Below are 17,080 nucleotides of genomic sequence, written 5' to 3'. Positions count from 1 at the left end.
ATGAAGTTACATTATAAGATTTTGATGAGTGTCTCCGCGATGATCGCGTTTGTGGTCGCAGTGCTTGCAATTGTTGTCTATAGTCAGTTCAATGCGACGCTAAAGGCACAAATGGAGTTTTCTGCGATGGACATGGCTACGACCTTCGCTTCGATGGGCGATATTCAGCATGGGCTGGAAAATGGCGCCACTCCTGAGCAGATTCAGAGCATCGTAGAACCGATAAGAAAGGGTACGAGATACCAATACATCATCGTCATGGACATGACGGGCAAGCAATACTCTTATCCATATGAAAGCGGTCTGGGAAAACCCTATAAGAACGGCGGAGAATCCAGGGTGCTCGATCATGGCGAAGCCTATCTGCTCGCCGACAGCAATAAGCTGATATCTGCGATTAGGGCGTTTGTTCCGATAAACCATGATGGAAAACAGCTTGGAGCGGTACTTGTGGGGCTTCTTACCGATCAGGTGAAGGTGGAGAGCGAGATTCATCAGCGATCACTTGAACTGGCCCTCGTGGTTTCGGTGTGTATCGGGATCATCATCGCTTATTTTTTGTCGATGAACATTAAAAAATCAATTTTCGGACTCGAGCCTAAGGAGATAGGGCTTTTGCTTTCAGAAAGAGATCTAATTTTTCAAAGTATGGATAAGGGCATCATCGCAGTCGATACCAAAGGAAAGTTGCTGCTTTCGAACGACAAGGCAAGAACGCTATTAGGACTGCCAACCGATGCTGACAATCAGGAACTGTCGGCTTATGCCTCAGGCCTCTCCAGCCGCCTGATGCAGGCGCTTGAAAAGAGAACCGGATGTGAGAATGAGACATTTGCGATACACGGCGCGAATACGGTCGTGATCAATGTTTGCCTTATGCATGATTCGAAGCATGAAGTGACAGGCGTGGTCGCTAGTATCGAGGATTTGATTCAGGCAAGGGCCTTTGCCGAAGAAATAACAGATTATAGGACATTAGTGGATACGCTTAGGGCTCAGAACCATGAGTTTATGAATAAACTGCATACGGTCTCAGGATTACTGCAGCTGGGTCACTTGGATGAGGCCATAGATTTTGTGGACCAGATCTCCCAGGGGAGCTCACAACTGGATCACCTGCTTACAGAACACATCAGGGACCATAAGCTTGCGGGCCTGTTACTGAGCAAGTACAATCAATTCAGTGAAAAACGGGTGCAGCTTGAGATCACTGACGAGAGCCATTTGGTGGAGCTGCCGGATAAGCTGAACTCCGAGGAACTTTGCTCGATTGTCGGAAACCTGTTGGACAACAGTTTTGACAGCATTATCGAATCGGATGTTGCCGAAAGAAAGATTTCATTTTTCATCAATGACCTTTCCGATGTGCTTGAAATAGAAATCTACAATACGGGACCTGAAATTGACGAATTGACTGGTGATGCCATTTTTAACAAAGGGTACACCACTAAAAAAGACGGTCAGGGAATCGGCCTTTATCTGGTGAAGAGCATTGTGAGTTCGATTGGCGGAACGATAGAGTGGCAAAACGACGAGGGGGTATTCTGGCATGTTGTCATCCCATTTGATTAAGGTGATCATTGTTGAAGATGACCCGATGGTCCAAAGGATAAATGAAGAATTTTTAAGTAAGATAGACGGTTATGAATGTTTGCAGTCGGTTCGTTCGATAGAAGAGGCCAAGGCTGTGCTCAATACCGAAGCTGTGGATCTTGTGCTACTGGATGTGTATCTGCCTGACGGTCTGGGAATCGATCTTTTGAGATGGATCAGGCACAAGGAGATGGATACAGACGTCATCATGATCACTGCCGATAAAAGATCGAACGCCGTCGATTTCACAAGGCGTTTCGGGGTATTCGACTATTTGGTGAAACCATTTAAGTACGAACGCTTCTCCGAAGCCCTGACTAGGTTCAAGAGCATGAGACAAAGCATGCTTAAGGGTGAAGAGCTAGCTCAGGAAGACATCAACAAAATCATGAATATCGCATGTGAAGTCGTGGTGGAAGAACCTGTGAACATGACTCAGGACCTAATCTACCGATTTTTAAAAGAACATCCCAATGAGGGATTCACGGCTTCCATCATCTCAAAGGAGCTTGGAATTTCGAGGATCACCGCACGGCGATATCTAGAAGAGCTTGAAAGAGGACATTTTGTAAAGATGGAACTATCGTATGGCGGTGTGGGAAGGCCTCAGAATCTGTACCACATCATTTTAAATAAGCCATTGTAAAGTAGGTGGATATTTTGAAGTTAAAATCATTTTTAAAGCTAGTGGAGATCCAGACGAAAGTGGCAAGCGTGATTCCACTTCTACTGGGAATCCTATTTTGTAGTTACAGGTATCAGGTGTTTAAGCCTGGACTTATTCTTTTGTTTTTGATCAGCATGCTGTGCGTCGATATGTCTACGACAGCACTCAACAATCTTGTCGATTATCGAAAAGCCATCAAACGTGAGGGGTACAATTACGAAGAGCATAACGCCATGGTTAAGGACGGAATACATGAGAATACGGCTGTCGCCGCTATCGTCATGATGCTCCTGATTGGTGTTGCCACCGGATTTGCCCTGTTCTTATTGACTGACTGGGTCATTTTGTTGGTTGGCGCGATCGGATTTTTCGTAGGAATCTTGTATTCTTATGGTCCACTACCCATCTCGCGCACACCCTTAGGAGAGCTGTTCTCCGGTCTTGTGATGGGTGGTCTTATTTATTTTGTTGCGATCTATATGCAGATCTATCAGAACGGACTGGTAATCGCTTATATGAGAGGAGCATACTACAATCTGCAGGTGAACCTGGTCGAGCTTTCGATTATCGGATTTACGGCTTTGCCGCTGATTTTTATGATTGCTGGGATCATGCTTGCAAACAACATCTGTGATGTTGAAGATGACATTCACAATAAGAGATTCACACTTCCATATTTCATAGGTAGGGAGTTGTCACTCAAGTTGTTCGCGCTGCTTTATCTTGGATCTTTTGCCGTGGTGATTGCTGGAGTGCTCTTCAATCTGCTGCCTGTGATCAACCTACTGGTGGTCGTGTCGGCCATACCGATCGTACAGAATTTAAAAAGCTTTTTCAAGGAACAGAACAAGGCGACGACCTTTATCGTGTCGGTTAAGAATTTTGTTCTGTTTTCGGGAATCTGGATGGCAAGCTTCGGCCTTAACAGCCTGATAGAAGTGTTTGTATAGTTCAAACAGGCTAGAATCACAAATTAGACTGTCGTCAGTCTTTGGGCTGCCTTACAGAACGGATGTAGTTTCGAAAATTTATTTAAGACAAAGAGGGATACCATGGAAAAAATTAAATTGACAGAAGCGATAAAGGACCAGATACTCTACGACCTGCAGACCTTCTTTGAACGAGAACGCGAGGAAGAACTAGGTAGGGTAGGTGGTGAAGTCTTGCTGGATTTCATTTTGAAGGAAGTAGGTCCTATGATCTACAATCAGGCACTAATTGATGCGCACACGCTGATGCTTGAGCGCGTGGACGACATCTACACACTTGAGATGGAAGCGTTGAAGTTTAATGACGAGAAATAGAGGTTCATCATGTATCTGATCAATCTGTCCAATTTTAAAAGCCGATTGGATTGGTTCAGTGATTTCAGTGGCGGCTTGTCGGCATTTTTAAAGGAACATCAGCTGGATGGCATCGAACTGATTCTATTTGAGGATGAAATCGGTGTTCCAAAGGAACTGGTAAAGGGATTGCACCTTAGGTACTGGCCCTACTGGATGGACTTATGGACTGGGGATACGCAAGCGCTCATCCGTAATTTGGGTGACCTTGAGGCTGCCAAGAGGCTCTACGGAGGTCATGGAAGGGAGTCCTTAGTGGACCGCTACCGGTTTGAACTGAAGAAGGCTGTAGAGCTTGAGGCGCAATATATGGTGTTTCATGTGAGCCATATCGGAATGCATGAGGTCTTTACCGGTGATTATGCCTATACGGATGAGGAGATCATCGATGCCACGATCGAGCTTGTGAACGAGGCGTTCGATGTGGATGTGGACATACCGCTCCTGTTTGAAAACCTATGGTGGCCGGGACTGCGCCTTGATAAGAAAGAGCTGATCGAACGGTTGTTCAGTGGAGTCCGTTATAAAAACAAGGGGCTCCTACTCGATGTCTCACACCTGTCCATCGCACAAGGAGATGTCGTGGATGCACGTTCATCTCTCGAAGCGGTGAAAAAGGTCCTTGATGAGCTTGGCGCATTGAAGCAGCTGATTCGGGGTGTTCATCTGAATGGTTCTTTTCCCGGTGACGGACTTTCAAGACTTCAGGTTCATGAGGTGAGCCCTATCCTTGATGTGGATGTCAATGAGCGGTTCAAACAGATTATACATGAAATCTCAAAACTTGATACGCATCTACCCTTTCACGATGAGATCGCTCAAGAGATTCTAGGTCTGATCGATCCCGAGTTTGTGGTTTTTGAAGTGTTACCCAAAAACTTGAAAGAGCTTTCGGATTGGATCCTAATGCAAAACGAGTTTTTAAAGAGACCCTGAGGTAAGGGCTTGAAGCGATATACATAAAAAACGTATCCAAAATTTTTGGATACGTTTTTTTATGCCAGTCCGTTGTCTTTTTCGTATAGGAACTTATAGATCAGGTAGGGAACATATCTTGAGCTTCTTAAATCGTACCTGCCGCAGTTTTTCATGATGCTTTTGTAGAGCTCGTCATTGAGCTTTAGCGTGACTTTTTTAAACTCCGCTTCACTTGTCGCAGGAAAGTAGTCTGTAAAGTCAGAAGGATCGGTATCCTTGGCGAGCAGTACGTTCAACTTCTTTTTAATGGTGATATCCTCATCAAAACAAATGTCCTGAAACCTTGTATAATACGCTTCGTTGATTGCAAATTTTATCACTTTCATTCGGTTCCTCCGTTTTCGTACTTGTCAGTCACGCTATTATATCACAGTTGCTAGGGATAATTAGGTTTTACCCATAAAAAGCAGGTCTTATTCCGTTCGTTTTGAGTTGTGTGAATTTTCAGTATTCGATTGACGGATGGTCAGGCTATGATATAATTGGATATAACTTGTTGAACAAGTTAGTTATATGTAGGACAAGCTTAGACAAGGGGGCGACAAATTGAGTTCAAAGACGATTAAGGCGAATGATTCCGAGAAGATACCTTTATATGTGCCTGTTTATAACGCTCTATATACGAAAATCATGAGCGGTGATTACAAGGACGGCATGCAACTGCCCAGTGAGGCGGTTCTGACAAAAGAGTTCGATGTGAGCAGGCATACCTTGAGACAGGCGCTGACGATTTTGACAGAAGACGGACTCATTCGTAAACATCAGGGAAAAGGCTCGATCGTGAGTAAGACAAAAAAACAGTTTGATCCGCTGCAGAAGGAACTTTTTAATCCGATGATCGAATATGCGGTCAGTGAAATCGACCAAATCGAGATCAATTATAATTTTGCGCCACCGACGGATATCGCAAGTCAGCAGCTGGGGATTGAAAACCACGAGATCATTCTTGCGAGCAATGCGGTCTATTCAGTGAAAGACGAAGTTTTCGGACATGCGTTCATTCAGATTCCGCTAAAGCGCTTCGACCATTTGAAAATAGATCTGAACGATAAGGATTCGGTTTCTGATCTGATCAACCAGACGATCTTCAAAATGGCGAGCCGTGCGAGTATGGCTATCAAGCTGGTTGTGGCTGAGGACCATATCACAAAGTTTTTGAAGGTGAAGGAGAAGGAACCGATCATATTACTGGAGGAGCTGCTCTATACGGATGAAGGAGATCCTATTTGCAGGTGTAAGTTTTACTTTATTCCTGAGAAATACGAGATAAGCATCTGGATATAAGGATGAAAAGGAAGTGTTAATGTGCTATTGAAAGCGACGGAAGACCATCGGGAAAGCCTATTGGAGTATTTGACAGAAGAACCGAGCATCAACATCTTCATCATTGGGGACATAGAAAGGTTCGGATTTGACAACGACTTTCAAGAGGTCTGGATTCAGACTGGTGGACAAGGGTTGAGCGGGGTGGTGCTTAGGTATCACGATAATTTTATTTTATACACCAAAACAGTGCTCCAGTGCGAGCCTATTCTTGCCCTTTTGGAAACCTATGAGGTAGGGCTTATCAGCGGAAAAGCAGCGGTCATCGATCAGATCTATCCGCTAGTGAGGGAAAGGTTTGACTATAAGGCGATGAATTTTGCCCAGCTGACAAGTACTGAGTCGCTGTCAGAGGACAAGGGGGCGGTAAAGACAGCAAGCGAGGCGGACGCACTTGCCATCGCCACCGCCTACGGTCACATTGAGGAGTTTAAGCAGCTTTATTCATCCAGTGTGAGCGAGCGGTGCAAGCAAATAGAGAACAGGATTAAAAGCGGTGAGGGGACACATGTGTTCATCACCGAAAACGACCGTATCGTATGCCACGGGAACACCGCTGCCCAGACTGGCGTTTCAGCCATGATCGGTGGTGTGATGACGCTTCCCGGCTATAGGAGGCGCGGGCTTGCAAGGCAAGTGATCTCAAGACTTTGTTCAGACCTGATCAGTCAGGGGAAAACCGCTTGCTTGTTTTATAACGGTATAGGACCTGAGAGCTTATTTAAGAGTCTAGGTTTTAAGGAGATTGACAAATGGATTGTATTAGGAGGGAAACCATGAGTAGCGTTTTAGTTTTTCAAAGTGATTTCGGTCTTGTCGATGGTGCGGTAGCGGCGATGCTAGGTGTCGCCTTTGAAGTGGACAAGAGTCTTAACGTGCAGAATCTGACACATGACATCACGCCCTACAATGTGTGGGAGGCTTCCTACAGGTTATACCAGACCGCCGAGTATTGGCCGAAAGGAACTGTGTTCGTGTCAGTGGTGGACCCCGGTGTGGGATCATCAAGAAAAAGTGTTGTCGCTAAAACAAGTACGGGGCAGTATATCGTCACGCCCGACAATGGCACTTTGACGCACCTTAACAAATACGTGGGGATTGTCGCCGTACGTGAGATTGAAGAGAATGTGCATAGGAGACGTAACTCGGAAAACTCGCATACCTTCCATGGAAGGGATGTCTACGCCTATACGGGTGCCAAGCTTGCGGCGAGTGAGATATCTTTTGAAGAGGTCGGCGAGGAACTGTCTGTGGAAAAGATCGTTGAACTCAATATCGGCGAGGTTGTAAGGAGTGAAAACAGCATTTTGGGATGCATTGACATTCTAGACGTGCGTTTTGGAAGCCTCTGGACCAATATCCCAAGTGAGGACTTCCTAAGCTTAGGGTTTAAACATGGGGACAGGGTCGAAGTCTTGATAAAGAACGGTCCCACAGTCGTTTACAACAACAGGATCATCTACGGAAAGTCCTTTGACGATGTGTACGTGGGCGAACAGATCATTTATATGAACTCGCTCTATAGGACCGCCGTCGCCATCAATCAGGGCAATTTCGCCAGAGCCTATAGCGTAGGAACCGGCATACACTGGACCATCGAGTTCAAAAAGCTGTCGGATTAGCTTAGTAGGGTAAATTAAGTAAGGTTCCGAACGGGTTTTCGGTTCAAAACTATTAAGGGTCCTATACTTATGATATAATTCAGTAGTGTTCATATATGTCATGCAGGGGAATGTTTCATTGTCAATTACAGGAGGAAAAGATGAATAAGTACTTTAAAGTTACAACAAGAACAATTGTAGCAACAGGTCTTGGTGCTGCGATATTTACGCTATTATTTATGTATATTAAGATTCCGTCTCCGATTCCAGAAACTAGCTTTCAATCCGCTTATGGCTTGAGCGCTTTCTTTGCTGTGCTGTTCGGACCGATCGCAGGCGGACTGATCGCCTTTATCGGACATGCCCTAAGTGATTCGCTTCAATACGGATCGCCTTGGTGGAGCTGGGTTATCGCAAGTGGTGTGGCAAGTTTTGTATTTGGTTTCGCATTTACAAGAACAGGCATCGAAGGCGGAGAGTTCGGCATGAAGGATATCATGACCTTCAATATCATTCAAGTTATCGGCAATGCGATCGCATGGGTGATCGTTGCTCCTGTGCTTGATATCGCGATTTATTCAGAACCTGCAAATCTTGTATTTACACAAGGGGTTGTCGCTGCTATCATGAATTCAGTGAGCGCGGGTGTCTTCGGTACGCTTCTGCTGATCGCTTACTCAAAAACAAGAACTAAAAAAGGAAGCTTATCCAGAGACTAGAGAGAATTAAAGAAGGTTGCATTTTGCTTATTGCAGGAGACATATATGAATAGAGAACCGATTATTGAATTTAAGAATTATTCATTTCAGTATTATAGTCAATCTGAACCGACATTACATAACATCGATCTGACTATTTATCGTGGTGAAAAAATATTGATTGTCGGACCAAGCGGCAGTGGCAAAAGCACTTTAGGCCACTGCCTCAACGGTCTGATTCCCTTTGCCTACCATGGCGAGTATCAGGGCGACCTGATCGTCAATGGAAGGTCGTCACATGAACAGGATATTTTTGAGCATTCAAAGATCATTGGCACCGTCCTACAGGATTCGGACGGGCAGTTTGTCGGTCTTACCGTTGGAGAAGATATAGCCTTCGCACTTGAGAACGACAATGTCGTTCATGAAGAGCTTAAGGAAAGGGTTCAGCGAGTCGCCGAGATGGTGGACATGTCGTCGATGCTCGGGGCGTCGCCCTTTGAGCTGTCTGGCGGACAAAAGCAGAGAACCGCGCTTGGTGGGGTACTTGTAGACGATGTGGAGGTGCTTCTCTTTGATGAGCCGCTTGCCAATCTGGATCCTCTTACGGGTAAAGCCGCGATTGAGATCATCGATGAGATCCACAAAGAGACCTCAAAGACGGTGATCATCATCGAACACCGGCTTGAAGATGTGCTTCACAGAAAGATCGACCGTGTAATCGTGATGAACAACGGCAGGATCCTGGAGGATATGACCCCTCATGAGCTGGTTTCATCAAAGGTGCTTATCGACAACGGAATCCGTGAACCGCTTTATATCACAGCCTTAAAATATGCCGGTATTAAGGTGGAGCCTCAGATGAACCCGGGTTATCTTTGGAGTCTTGATTTAAGTGGTGAAACGGAAAAATTAAAAACCTGGCACCATTCGTTTGAAAAGACCTCAGCTCCGGTGAAGAAAGCATCGATTATCAGTATGAAAGATATTCATTTCGCATATGATATCTCAAAGAAGATCATCAGAAATGTGAATGTAGAAATAGAAGAAGGTGAAATGCTTGCCATAGTAGGGAAAAACGGTGCTGGAAAATCCACACTTTCAAAACTGCTTGCCGGATTTGAAAAGGAGGACCAGGGCCAGATACTCTATTTAGGCGAAGACATGAAGGACCTAACCATAAAAGAACGCGCCCAAAGAATCGGCGTTGTGATGCAAAATCCCAACCAGATGATTTCGAAAGCGCTCATCTACGATGAAATCGCCTTAGGCCTTAGACTACGCAATGTGGATGAAGCTGAGATCGAAAAGAGAGTGGACCATGTGCTGGACATCTGCGGGCTTAGACCATTTAAAAAGTGGCCTATCGCGGCACTGAGCTACGGGCAAAAAAAACGCGTCACGATCGCAGCCATCCTGGTGCTTGACCCTAGGGTCATCATTCTGGATGAGCCTACTGCCGGTCAGGACTTCAAACACTATACAGAAATCATGGAATTTTTAAAGGAAATCAACGCTCAGGGCGTCACGATCATCCTGATCACGCATGACATGCACCTGATGCTCGAGTATACGAGCCGGTCTGTTGTGATCGCTGACGGCACGAAGATCGCCGATGCGAGTCCGGCGCAAATTCTTACAGATAGCCAGACGATTGAGAAGGCGAACCTGAGGGAGACTTCTCTTTACTACCTTGCAGGACTTGCAGGGATTGAGGAAGGTACACAGTTTGTTCAGAACTTTATTGATTTTGAAAGGAGCAGAAGATGAAAAACAAACTCTTTTCTTATCAGATCATGGACACCCCCATACACAGGCTTAGCGGACTGACAAAACTGATCGCATTCTTATTTCTGACGTTTGCGGTGATGTTTTCCTATGACACCAGAGTCATTGCGTTTATGATCGTGTTCTCAATGTATCTTCTTAGAATATCGAAGATAACCTTCAAACAGATCAAGATCATGGTGATCTATGTCGCAGCCTTTGTACTGACCAATGCGGTCATCACCTATCTTTTTTCACCCGAACTGGGTGTGCAGCTGTATGGAACAAGGCATGAGCTGTTCACCATCGTCGGAAGGTACACGGTAACTGCTGAGCAACTGTTCTATCAAGGCACCAAACTCATGAAATACGTGTCTGTGGTTCCCTTTGGCATCATGTTCCTCTTGACGACCAATCCGAGCGAGTTCGCTTCGTCGCTTAACAGGATCGGGGTTCCCTATAAGGCGGCGACCGCTGTCGCGTTGACACTTAGGTATTTTCCTGATGTGCAAAGAGACTACAACAACATCTCCCAGGCACAGCAGGCCAGAGGACTCGACCTGTCGCATAAGGCACCCCTTAAGGAGCGGTTCAAGAATGCGCTTTTGATCGTCGTACCGCTGATTTTTTCGACGCTTGACCGAATCGAACTGATCAGCAACGCGATGGATTTAAGAGGCTTCGGCAAGCATAAGCGAAGAACCTGGTATACGACGAAGAAGATGACAAAAGAAGATGGAGTCGCACTGGCTGTTTCGATAGGACTATTCGCCCTTTCGATATCCGTGTCACTCTTTATCAACCATTCCAGATTCTATAACCCATTCTTATAAATTGAAACCTCTCAAAGAGAGGTTTTTTACTTGGACAAGGAGAATACAATGAACACGACTATCGAATGCATCAAATCGCGTAGATCCACTAGGAAATATACAGATGAGGCGGTCAGACAGGAGGATATCGAACAGATCATCGAAGCGGGTCTTTATGCTCCGAGCGCCCACAACACGCAACCATGGCATATCACGGTGCTTAAGGACAGAAGTCTGGTGGAAGACTTAAACAAGGCTTCTTTAAAGCTTATGGAAAACAGTGAAGTGGAAACTTTTAGAAAGATGGCCGCAAAAGAAAACTTCGATATCTTCTACCACGCATCGGTTGTCATGATCATATCCGGTGAAGAGGCGTCTATGAATCCCAAAACGGACTGCGCCGCAGCGACACAGAATATGCTGATCGCCGCCGAATCCTTAGGGCTTGGGACCTGTTGGGTGGCCTTGGTGCAGTATGCCTTTAAAAGTCAAGAGGGTCCTGAGCTGATAAAGAGGCTTAAGCTTCCTAAAGGCTACAGCCCCTACTATGCGGTGACTCTCGGGCATAAAAAGATCAGCGGTCAAAAGGCTCCAAAGAGACGCGAAAACACGGTCAATTACGTTTAAACCAATAGGCATCCCTTAAGGCGGATGCTTTTAAAGATCATGCATAAGTTCTTGTCCGGTAGGGTATATGTCTGATAAAGGTTCGACCTAAAATTAATGGAGATGACTATGGATAAGAATACAACAGAAATCTACAAAAATATATTTGATGAGCTGAACATGATGGTGGTGGTTCTGACCACAGATTCCACCTTGATGCTTGCCAATAAGGCGATGCTCGATTTTTCGGGCCTTCCTCTTGAGGAGCTCATAGGAAAGGCGGCCTGGGATCTTCCCTGGTGGCATCAATCAGAAGAGATGCAAAACGAGCTGATGTTCACTTTGGGGCATGTGTTCAGTTCGGAAGAAACCATGAGGTTCGGCGGAACCCACTTGGATAAGAACGGCGAGTCGTTTGAAATCGATTTTGTGCTGAAACCGATGACCATCGCAGGTGAGGTGGAAAGCATCATCGCCATGGGATACAACATCACAGAGATGGTAAAGGCCAAGGATGCGCTGACTCAGCGTGAGAAGCAGATCAACGCGTTTTTCGAGTATTCGACCGAAGGCTATTTCTTTCAGATACTGCCCCAAATCGCCTTGATACCGGATGAGATCGATGACAAGTTCATCGAGCAGGTGATCGAGGTTCAGCGGCTGGGAAGCATCAACAAAAAACTGCTTGAGTATCTTGGCTTTGAAAGCAAGGACGAGGTAAGGGGCAAGCGGCTTCTAGAATATCTCGGTGTCAATGCCCAGCTACACAAGCATATCTGGAAAGAAATGATCACAGAAGGAGTTGCGACGATACAAACAGAAATATTCAATCGGGTGACCGGAAAGAAGATTTTCTTAAGGTTGAGATTTGTCGCGATCTATAATGACTCTCACTATTTTGAAGGTAACTTCTGTATTGTCTCCAATATCACACAGCAGCATCTATACGAACGGGAACTCAATTTTTTAGCCAACAAGGATCCCCTTACCGGTCTCAATAACAGAAGAAACTTTAAGAACATGACGAATGTGCTATTCGATAGGGTCGGACCCGATTCTCCGTATTCGGTGTGCATGCTCGATATCGACAAGTTCAAGAAGGTGAACGACTCTTATGGTCATGATGTCGGTGATATCGTAATCAGAACCGTCGCCGAAGTGATCGAAAACGGCATCGGCGAAAACGGCATAGTGGGCAGGTATGGCGGTGAGGAGTTTATTATCATCACATCCATGTCAACAGAAGGTACCTTCAAACTGATCAACGATATCAGAATCGTTTTGGAGAACACCACCATCTCCTTCGGTAGCGGGTCTTTGGTGGTGACGGTAAGCGGTGGAATCAGCGAGGTAAGTGCCAACAGCGATGAGATGTTTGACAAGGGAGTTGTTTTTGCAGACAAGGCGCTTTACGAGTCCAAGAACAGTGGTAGGAACAGGGTGACCATCTATGACGACGAGCTTCATGGACGAATGGCGATAGACAGGCTCACAGGCGTCTACACAAGAAAAGCGATTGTCAACAAGACCAAACAGCTGCACGTCGATTTAAGAAAACTCGATCGAAGTTATGCGGTAGTTAGAATAAGCCTTGAGACACTGATCGTAAAGGAATTTGCAATTTTGAACCAGTTTATCAAGCAGACTGCCGGAATCCTCTTAAGCCTTACAAGAACCGGTGACTTTATAGGTAGGTATGACGATCTGACCTTTATCGTTCTCATTTCGGGTGCGAATGAAGAAGCGCTTAACCATATACAGGGCCGTATCACCGAATCGATGACCAAACTCAGCAACAAGTTCGAAAACCTCATATTGGCAGAAATAAAGTCCATCTGCTTCCACGACTGGACGATGAGGTTTGAAAAGGAATTTTCTAGACTAATGAATGATGATGAATCAAGCTGAAAATAGCTTGATTCATTTTAATTTTATAGTTGCATATAGCAACAGTTGTGCTATAATGAATGTAAGGAGGACGATATGAAACAGTTGATCAGAAATCAGTTTCGCGAGTTGATTCAAAAAATGGGACTACTTGAAGAGCAGCAGACCAAGTGCTGTGAGCTATCACTTGTTCAGTGCCACGCCCTTACAGAAGTGGGTGATTTGGATGGCCTATCTGTCAACGATCTGGCGCAAAGGTTGAATCTTGACAAGAGCACCACTAGCAGGCACGTCTCCAATCTGGTGGACAGGGGACTAATCGAGCGGCTGGAGAACCCAGAGGATAGAAGGTATTTCACCCTGCACCTAAGCGGCAAGGGCAAAGATACCTATCTATCGATAGAAGACACGATGGATGCCTATTATGAGACGTTGGTGAACTCACTCACTGCTCAAGAACAGGAAAAAATCATGGATGCGCTTGCGCTTTTGATAAAGGCGATCAATCAACTTGATTGTTGCTGAGATAAGGCTACTTGAAAAAGTAGTTTTCATTTTACCGATATAGTTGCATAGTGCAACTTATGATTATAACAACATTTAAATTTAGGAGGATACTTATGGACTTTAACTTCTTTATTCAGGAAATGATACTGCTACCGGTTTTGATTCTTGGGATGGCGACACTGACGACCACGATCAGACTAAGCTTAAAGCCCCATGTGCTGGTCGATCTTCTCAGCAAGACCAAGGGGGTCAAAGGATATGCGCTTGGTAGCCTGATTGGAGCGATCACACCATTTTGCAGTTGTTCGTCAGTGCCGATTTTTTTAGGAATCTCACAAATGGCACTGAAGCCCGGTCTGTCATTTTCTTTTCTGATCACCTCACCGCTTGTGCACGAAGTCGCATTTGTGATGGTATGGCAACTCTTCGGATGGAAACTCGCGCTCTTTTACCTCACATTCAGTCTGCTGCTTGGCATCTTGGGTGGATTTTTGATGGAGAAAACAGGCATAGGCTATGAGCTGATCACCGATAAAGCGATGAAGGACATCGCTAATCCCTATATTGAAAACTTTAAAGAGAGAGTGGGCTATGCCTTTAAAGACAGCCTTAGACTACTTAAAAAGATTTTGCCCATGCTTGTGGTGGGCATATTGATAGGAAGTGTGCTTCACAACAGAGACCTAGGATTCATGAGCGCGCTTCTTGAAAACAGCACCAGCTCCTCCCAAGTACTTCTTGCTGTGCTTGTGGGAATCCCCCTCTATTCGGGTATCGCTGTGGGAGTACCTATAGCAGCTGGGCTGATCGGCAGCGGCTTAGGGCTAGGTACGGGTATCGCTTTCATTCTGTCTGTGGCGGGACTGTCGCTACCCGAAATGATCATGCTTAAGGGCGTCATGTCGACAAGACTGCTTGTGGGATTTGTCCTCTATATCGCGATGGGGATGATAGTTGCTGGGACGGTTCTTAATTATATGCAGCCGCTATTCTTTTGATATAGCTGTTTTTTCCATAGTAAGACAGGAGATGAAAAGCGAAATTTGAGATATGATTGACGTGGTGACAATAACTATAGATAAACTTCAAATAGAAAAGGAGAAAAAATATGAGAAAGATTATGAAACTTTTAAACGAGAACTCGAACACGAAATGGATGAACCAGGTTGTGTCTTCATAGCATAGAGATTTGCCTTTAGAATGCACTCTGATTTGTCCTCAACTGAAAGGATGAATCTTATCTTAATGAATAAAATTATCAAGAACATAGGCATTTACGCACATGTGGATGCAGGTAAAACAACACTTACAGAACAGCTTTTATACCATACTGGCGTCATTAGGTCGGCAGGACGTGTAGATGACGGCAACACGCACACGGACACGATGGACCTCGAACGCGAGCGCGGCATATCGATCATGTCGGCACCGATTTCCTTTATGCACGCCGGTGAGAAAATCAATATCATCGATACACCGGGTCATGTGGACTTTGTTGCCGAGGTGGAACGATCGATGCTGGTGCTTGACGCGGCGATCCTCGTGATTTCGGCAAAGGAATCCGTGCAGTCGCATACCAAGCTGCTCTTTCAGGCACTGAAAAGGCAAAAGGTGCCTACTCTTATCTTTATCAACAAAATTGATCGGATGGGCGTCAAGCTTGTGGATGTTTTTGAGGATATCGACAAGTTACTAACAGACAGGTCACTGCCACTTCAAACAGTTACTGATGAAGGGGCTAGAGGTGCCGCCGTGAGCGACCTTTTCGGAATCGATCATGAGAGCCTCGCCGAGCGGTTGGCCCTTTACGATGACGCTTTCTTTGAAAGGTATCTAAGCGGCGAACTGAACCGCAAGATGATGGAAGAGGTCATACGCACCTTAATGTCGACATGCCAAGTCTACCCGCTGCTATTTGGGAGCGCGATGCATGGCGTGGGTATTTCGGGCTGCCTAGAAGCCATCCATAAGCTGATGGATGCGCCTGCCTATAATAGTGAGGAAGCCCTTGGCGGAATCGTCTTCAAGGTGCAAAGAAACCATGTGAAGACAAAGGAATCCTTTATCAAACTGACTACTGGACATATTGGAGTCAGAGAACTCATCGGTGAGGACAAGATTACTAAAATTGAAGCGCTCATCGACGGGGAGCTGGTGAAAGTGGACAGGTTATATGCTGGAGATATCGGCATCGTTCAAGGGCTTCAGCACTATCCTATGGGCAGCTCATTCGGGATAGACCAAACGGTCACTGGCGAGCAACTTGCTAAGCCGACCTTAAAGGTGAAAATACTGCCGGAAAAGTTTTCGAAAAGAAAACAGCTCCTCGACGCACTCGAAATACTCTCAGAAGCGGATCCTTACCTTGAATTTGAACTCAATGAGTTCAACGACGACATCTACCTGAAGCTGTTTGGCTTTGTCCAGATGGATATTGTTTATGAGATGCTGCTGCGCAGGTTCGACCTTTCAGTGACCTATAAGGACCCGATGACCATCTATATGGAGACGCTTAAGTCTCAAGCAAGCTACGAAGTACGTATGTATGAAGAGGGGCTTCCTTTTCATGCCGCTGTCGGTTTTAGGGTAAGTCCGCTACCGATCGGTTCTGGGATCGTGTATGAGTCCCTTATCACCACAGGATACCTGAAGCAGACCTTTCAGAATGCGGTGGAAGAAGGCGTATTCGAATTTTTGGACCAAGGGCTTTTAGGCTGGGAAATCACAGACATGAAGGTGGAGCTGATCAGCTACATGTTCAGTAGTGTCTGCAGTTCTCCTAAAGACTACAGGGATCTTGCGCCGCTTGTCCTTTTCGAAGCGATAAGACGAGCAGGCACCTATCTGTTGTGGCCGATCAGCAGGTTTGACCTAAGCGTGCCGCTTGATAAGATTGGAAAATCAATCGCCGACCTTTCGAGAATGAAAGCGACCTTTGACGAACCGATCATCAAGGATGGTAACTATTTGATCTCAGGCACGGTCCCTATCGAACTCAGTCACAACTACGCACTTGAAGTGCACGCCTACACTTCTGGAAAAGGATACTTTGAAACCAAGTTTTCGGGGTATGAACCGGCTCCGGAGTGGGTTGTGAAAGAGAGAGAGAAGTTTAAGACGGATCCGTCCAATCGTTCGACCTATTTGATGAGCAAGAGCAGGGTGATTTAAAAAAAATCGAAAAATTCTTTGAACCACCTCGGAATTATGTCGCCCTATACGTATAATAAGAAGAGCATATCTCAACTGATTTTGGGCTTGACTGGAACGCGTATAGATTAGGAAAGACAGATGTAAA

The 17,080-nt window shown here is 45.5% G+C and carries 17 protein-coding genes; 16 read left to right on the top strand and 1 reads right to left on the bottom strand.

Features of this window, described 5'->3' with window-relative positions:
* The 5 genes from DWB64_RS06555 to DWB64_RS06535 all read left to right on the top strand — a co-directional run bounded on the left by DWB64_RS06555 (nt 1) and on the right by DWB64_RS06535 (nt 4,539).
* Entirely contained in the window at nt 1-1,572 is a 1,572-nt protein-coding gene (locus DWB64_RS06555) for a sensor histidine kinase (RefSeq protein ID WP_129487413.1), read from the top strand.
* The gene (locus DWB64_RS06550; protein WP_129487412.1) at nt 1,550-2,239 is read left to right on the top strand and encodes a response regulator; all 690 of its coding nucleotides are present in this window, start codon (nt 1,550-1,552) and stop codon (nt 2,237-2,239) included. Before DWB64_RS06555 ends, DWB64_RS06550 begins: the two co-directional genes overlap by 23 nt.
* Nucleotides 2,240-2,253: 14 nt before the next feature.
* On the top strand, nt 2,254-3,210 hold the full coding sequence (locus DWB64_RS06545; protein ID WP_164980276.1) for a 1,4-dihydroxy-2-naphthoate polyprenyltransferase: 957 nt from the start codon (nt 2,254-2,256) through the stop codon (nt 3,208-3,210).
* A gap of 102 nt (nt 3,211-3,312) precedes the next feature.
* Nucleotides 3,313-3,564 carry a DUF2164 family protein gene (locus tag DWB64_RS06540; RefSeq protein WP_129487410.1) on the top strand — a complete coding sequence of 84 codons (252 nt, stop codon included), beginning with the start codon at nt 3,313-3,315 and terminating at the stop codon, nt 3,562-3,564.
* 9 nt (nt 3,565-3,573) lie between these two features.
* Nucleotides 3,574-4,539: a TIM barrel protein gene (locus DWB64_RS06535; RefSeq protein WP_129487409.1), complete on the top strand. Its 966-nt coding sequence runs from the start codon at nt 3,574-3,576 to the stop codon at nt 4,537-4,539.
* Between the two features lie 59 nt (nt 4,540-4,598).
* On the opposite strand, the gene DWB64_RS06530 is transcribed toward DWB64_RS06535, so the two are convergent.
* Nucleotides 4,599-4,907: a hypothetical protein gene (locus DWB64_RS06530; protein WP_129487408.1), complete on the bottom strand. Its 309-nt coding sequence runs from the start codon at nt 4,905-4,907 to the stop codon at nt 4,599-4,601.
* A 220-nt stretch (nt 4,908-5,127) separates the two neighbouring features.
* Between DWB64_RS06530 and DWB64_RS06525 the strand changes: the two genes are divergently transcribed.
* The 11 genes from DWB64_RS06525 (at nt 5,128) to DWB64_RS06475 (ending at nt 16,953) form a co-directional block, all read left to right on the top strand.
* Nucleotides 5,128-5,865, top strand: a complete 738-nt coding sequence (locus DWB64_RS06525; RefSeq protein ID WP_129487407.1) for a GntR family transcriptional regulator — start codon at nt 5,128-5,130, stop codon at nt 5,863-5,865.
* 21 nt (nt 5,866-5,886) lie between these two features.
* The gene (locus tag DWB64_RS06520) at nt 5,887-6,684 is read left to right on the top strand and encodes a GNAT family N-acetyltransferase (RefSeq protein WP_129487406.1); all 798 of its coding nucleotides are present in this window, start codon (nt 5,887-5,889) and stop codon (nt 6,682-6,684) included.
* Nucleotides 6,681-7,526, top strand: a complete 846-nt coding sequence (locus DWB64_RS06515; protein WP_129487405.1) for an S-adenosyl-l-methionine hydroxide adenosyltransferase family protein — start codon at nt 6,681-6,683, stop codon at nt 7,524-7,526. The genes DWB64_RS06520 and DWB64_RS06515 overlap by 4 nt, the downstream gene beginning before the upstream one ends.
* Before the next feature lie 140 nt (nt 7,527-7,666).
* Complete coding sequence (locus DWB64_RS06510; RefSeq protein WP_129487404.1) at nt 7,667-8,224, top strand: ECF-type riboflavin transporter substrate-binding protein; 558 nt, start codon at nt 7,667-7,669, stop codon at nt 8,222-8,224.
* Nucleotides 8,225-8,269: 45 nt separating this feature from the next.
* The gene (locus DWB64_RS06505; protein ID WP_129487403.1) at nt 8,270-9,973 is read left to right on the top strand and encodes an ABC transporter ATP-binding protein; all 1,704 of its coding nucleotides are present in this window, start codon (nt 8,270-8,272) and stop codon (nt 9,971-9,973) included.
* A complete protein-coding gene (locus DWB64_RS06500; RefSeq protein WP_129487402.1) occupies nt 9,970-10,803 on the top strand; it encodes an energy-coupling factor transporter transmembrane protein EcfT in 834 nt (277 codons plus the stop codon). Before DWB64_RS06505 ends, DWB64_RS06500 begins: the two co-directional genes overlap by 4 nt.
* Nucleotides 10,804-10,851: 48 nt before the next feature.
* A complete protein-coding gene (locus DWB64_RS06495; RefSeq protein ID WP_129487401.1) occupies nt 10,852-11,409 on the top strand; it encodes a nitroreductase family protein in 558 nt (185 codons plus the stop codon).
* 108 nt (nt 11,410-11,517) lie between these two features.
* On the top strand, nt 11,518-13,296 hold the full coding sequence (locus DWB64_RS06490) for a diguanylate cyclase (RefSeq protein WP_164980275.1): 1,779 nt from the start codon (nt 11,518-11,520) through the stop codon (nt 13,294-13,296).
* A gap of 75 nt (nt 13,297-13,371) precedes the next feature.
* Nucleotides 13,372-13,800: a MarR family winged helix-turn-helix transcriptional regulator gene (locus DWB64_RS06485; protein WP_129487399.1), complete on the top strand. Its 429-nt coding sequence runs from the start codon at nt 13,372-13,374 to the stop codon at nt 13,798-13,800.
* A 95-nt stretch (nt 13,801-13,895) separates the two neighbouring features.
* Nucleotides 13,896-14,780 (top strand): permease, encoded by an 885-nt coding sequence (locus DWB64_RS06480; protein ID WP_164980274.1) that lies wholly within the window; start codon nt 13,896-13,898, stop codon nt 14,778-14,780.
* Between the two features lie 247 nt (nt 14,781-15,027).
* Nucleotides 15,028-16,953: a translation factor GTPase family protein gene (locus DWB64_RS06475; protein ID WP_164980273.1), complete on the top strand. Its 1,926-nt coding sequence runs from the start codon at nt 15,028-15,030 to the stop codon at nt 16,951-16,953.
* Nucleotides 16,954-17,080 lie beyond the last annotated feature (127 nt).

Origin of the sequence: Fusibacter sp. A1 (genome assembly GCF_004125825.1) — a bacterium.
GTDB lineage: Bacteria > Bacillota > Clostridia > Peptostreptococcales > Acidaminobacteraceae > QQWI01.
The sequence above is the reverse complement of the archived record's forward strand: the minus strand, read 5'-3'. Positions and strand labels throughout refer to the sequence as shown.

What these genes read in the sequence shown, in the direction of transcription:
- DWB64_RS06555 (WP_129487413.1), top strand. Translation starts at nt 1, where the DNA reads ATGAAGTTACATTATAAGATTTTGATGAGTGTCTCCGCGATGATCGCG.
- DWB64_RS06550 (WP_129487412.1), top strand. Translation starts at nt 1,550, where the DNA reads ATGTTGTCATCCCATTTGATTAAGGTGATCATTGTTGAAGATGACCCG.
- DWB64_RS06540 (WP_129487410.1), top strand. Translation starts at nt 3,313, where the DNA reads ATGGAAAAAATTAAATTGACAGAAGCGATAAAGGACCAGATACTCTAC.
- DWB64_RS06535 (WP_129487409.1), top strand. Translation starts at nt 3,574, where the DNA reads ATGTATCTGATCAATCTGTCCAATTTTAAAAGCCGATTGGATTGGTTC.
- DWB64_RS06530 (WP_129487408.1), bottom strand. Translation starts at nt 4,907, where the DNA reads ATGAAAGTGATAAAATTTGCAATCAACGAAGCGTATTATACAAGGTTT.
- DWB64_RS06515 (WP_129487405.1), top strand. Translation starts at nt 6,681, where the DNA reads ATGAGTAGCGTTTTAGTTTTTCAAAGTGATTTCGGTCTTGTCGATGGT.
- DWB64_RS06510 (WP_129487404.1), top strand. Translation starts at nt 7,667, where the DNA reads ATGAATAAGTACTTTAAAGTTACAACAAGAACAATTGTAGCAACAGGT.
- DWB64_RS06505 (WP_129487403.1), top strand. Translation starts at nt 8,270, where the DNA reads ATGAATAGAGAACCGATTATTGAATTTAAGAATTATTCATTTCAGTAT.
- DWB64_RS06500 (WP_129487402.1), top strand. Translation starts at nt 9,970, where the DNA reads ATGAAAAACAAACTCTTTTCTTATCAGATCATGGACACCCCCATACAC.
- DWB64_RS06495 (WP_129487401.1), top strand. Translation starts at nt 10,852, where the DNA reads ATGAACACGACTATCGAATGCATCAAATCGCGTAGATCCACTAGGAAA.
- DWB64_RS06490 (WP_164980275.1), top strand. Translation starts at nt 11,518, where the DNA reads ATGGATAAGAATACAACAGAAATCTACAAAAATATATTTGATGAGCTG.
- DWB64_RS06485 (WP_129487399.1), top strand. Translation starts at nt 13,372, where the DNA reads ATGAAACAGTTGATCAGAAATCAGTTTCGCGAGTTGATTCAAAAAATG.
- DWB64_RS06480 (WP_164980274.1), top strand. Translation starts at nt 13,896, where the DNA reads ATGGACTTTAACTTCTTTATTCAGGAAATGATACTGCTACCGGTTTTG.
- DWB64_RS06475 (WP_164980273.1), top strand. Translation starts at nt 15,028, where the DNA reads ATGAATAAAATTATCAAGAACATAGGCATTTACGCACATGTGGATGCA.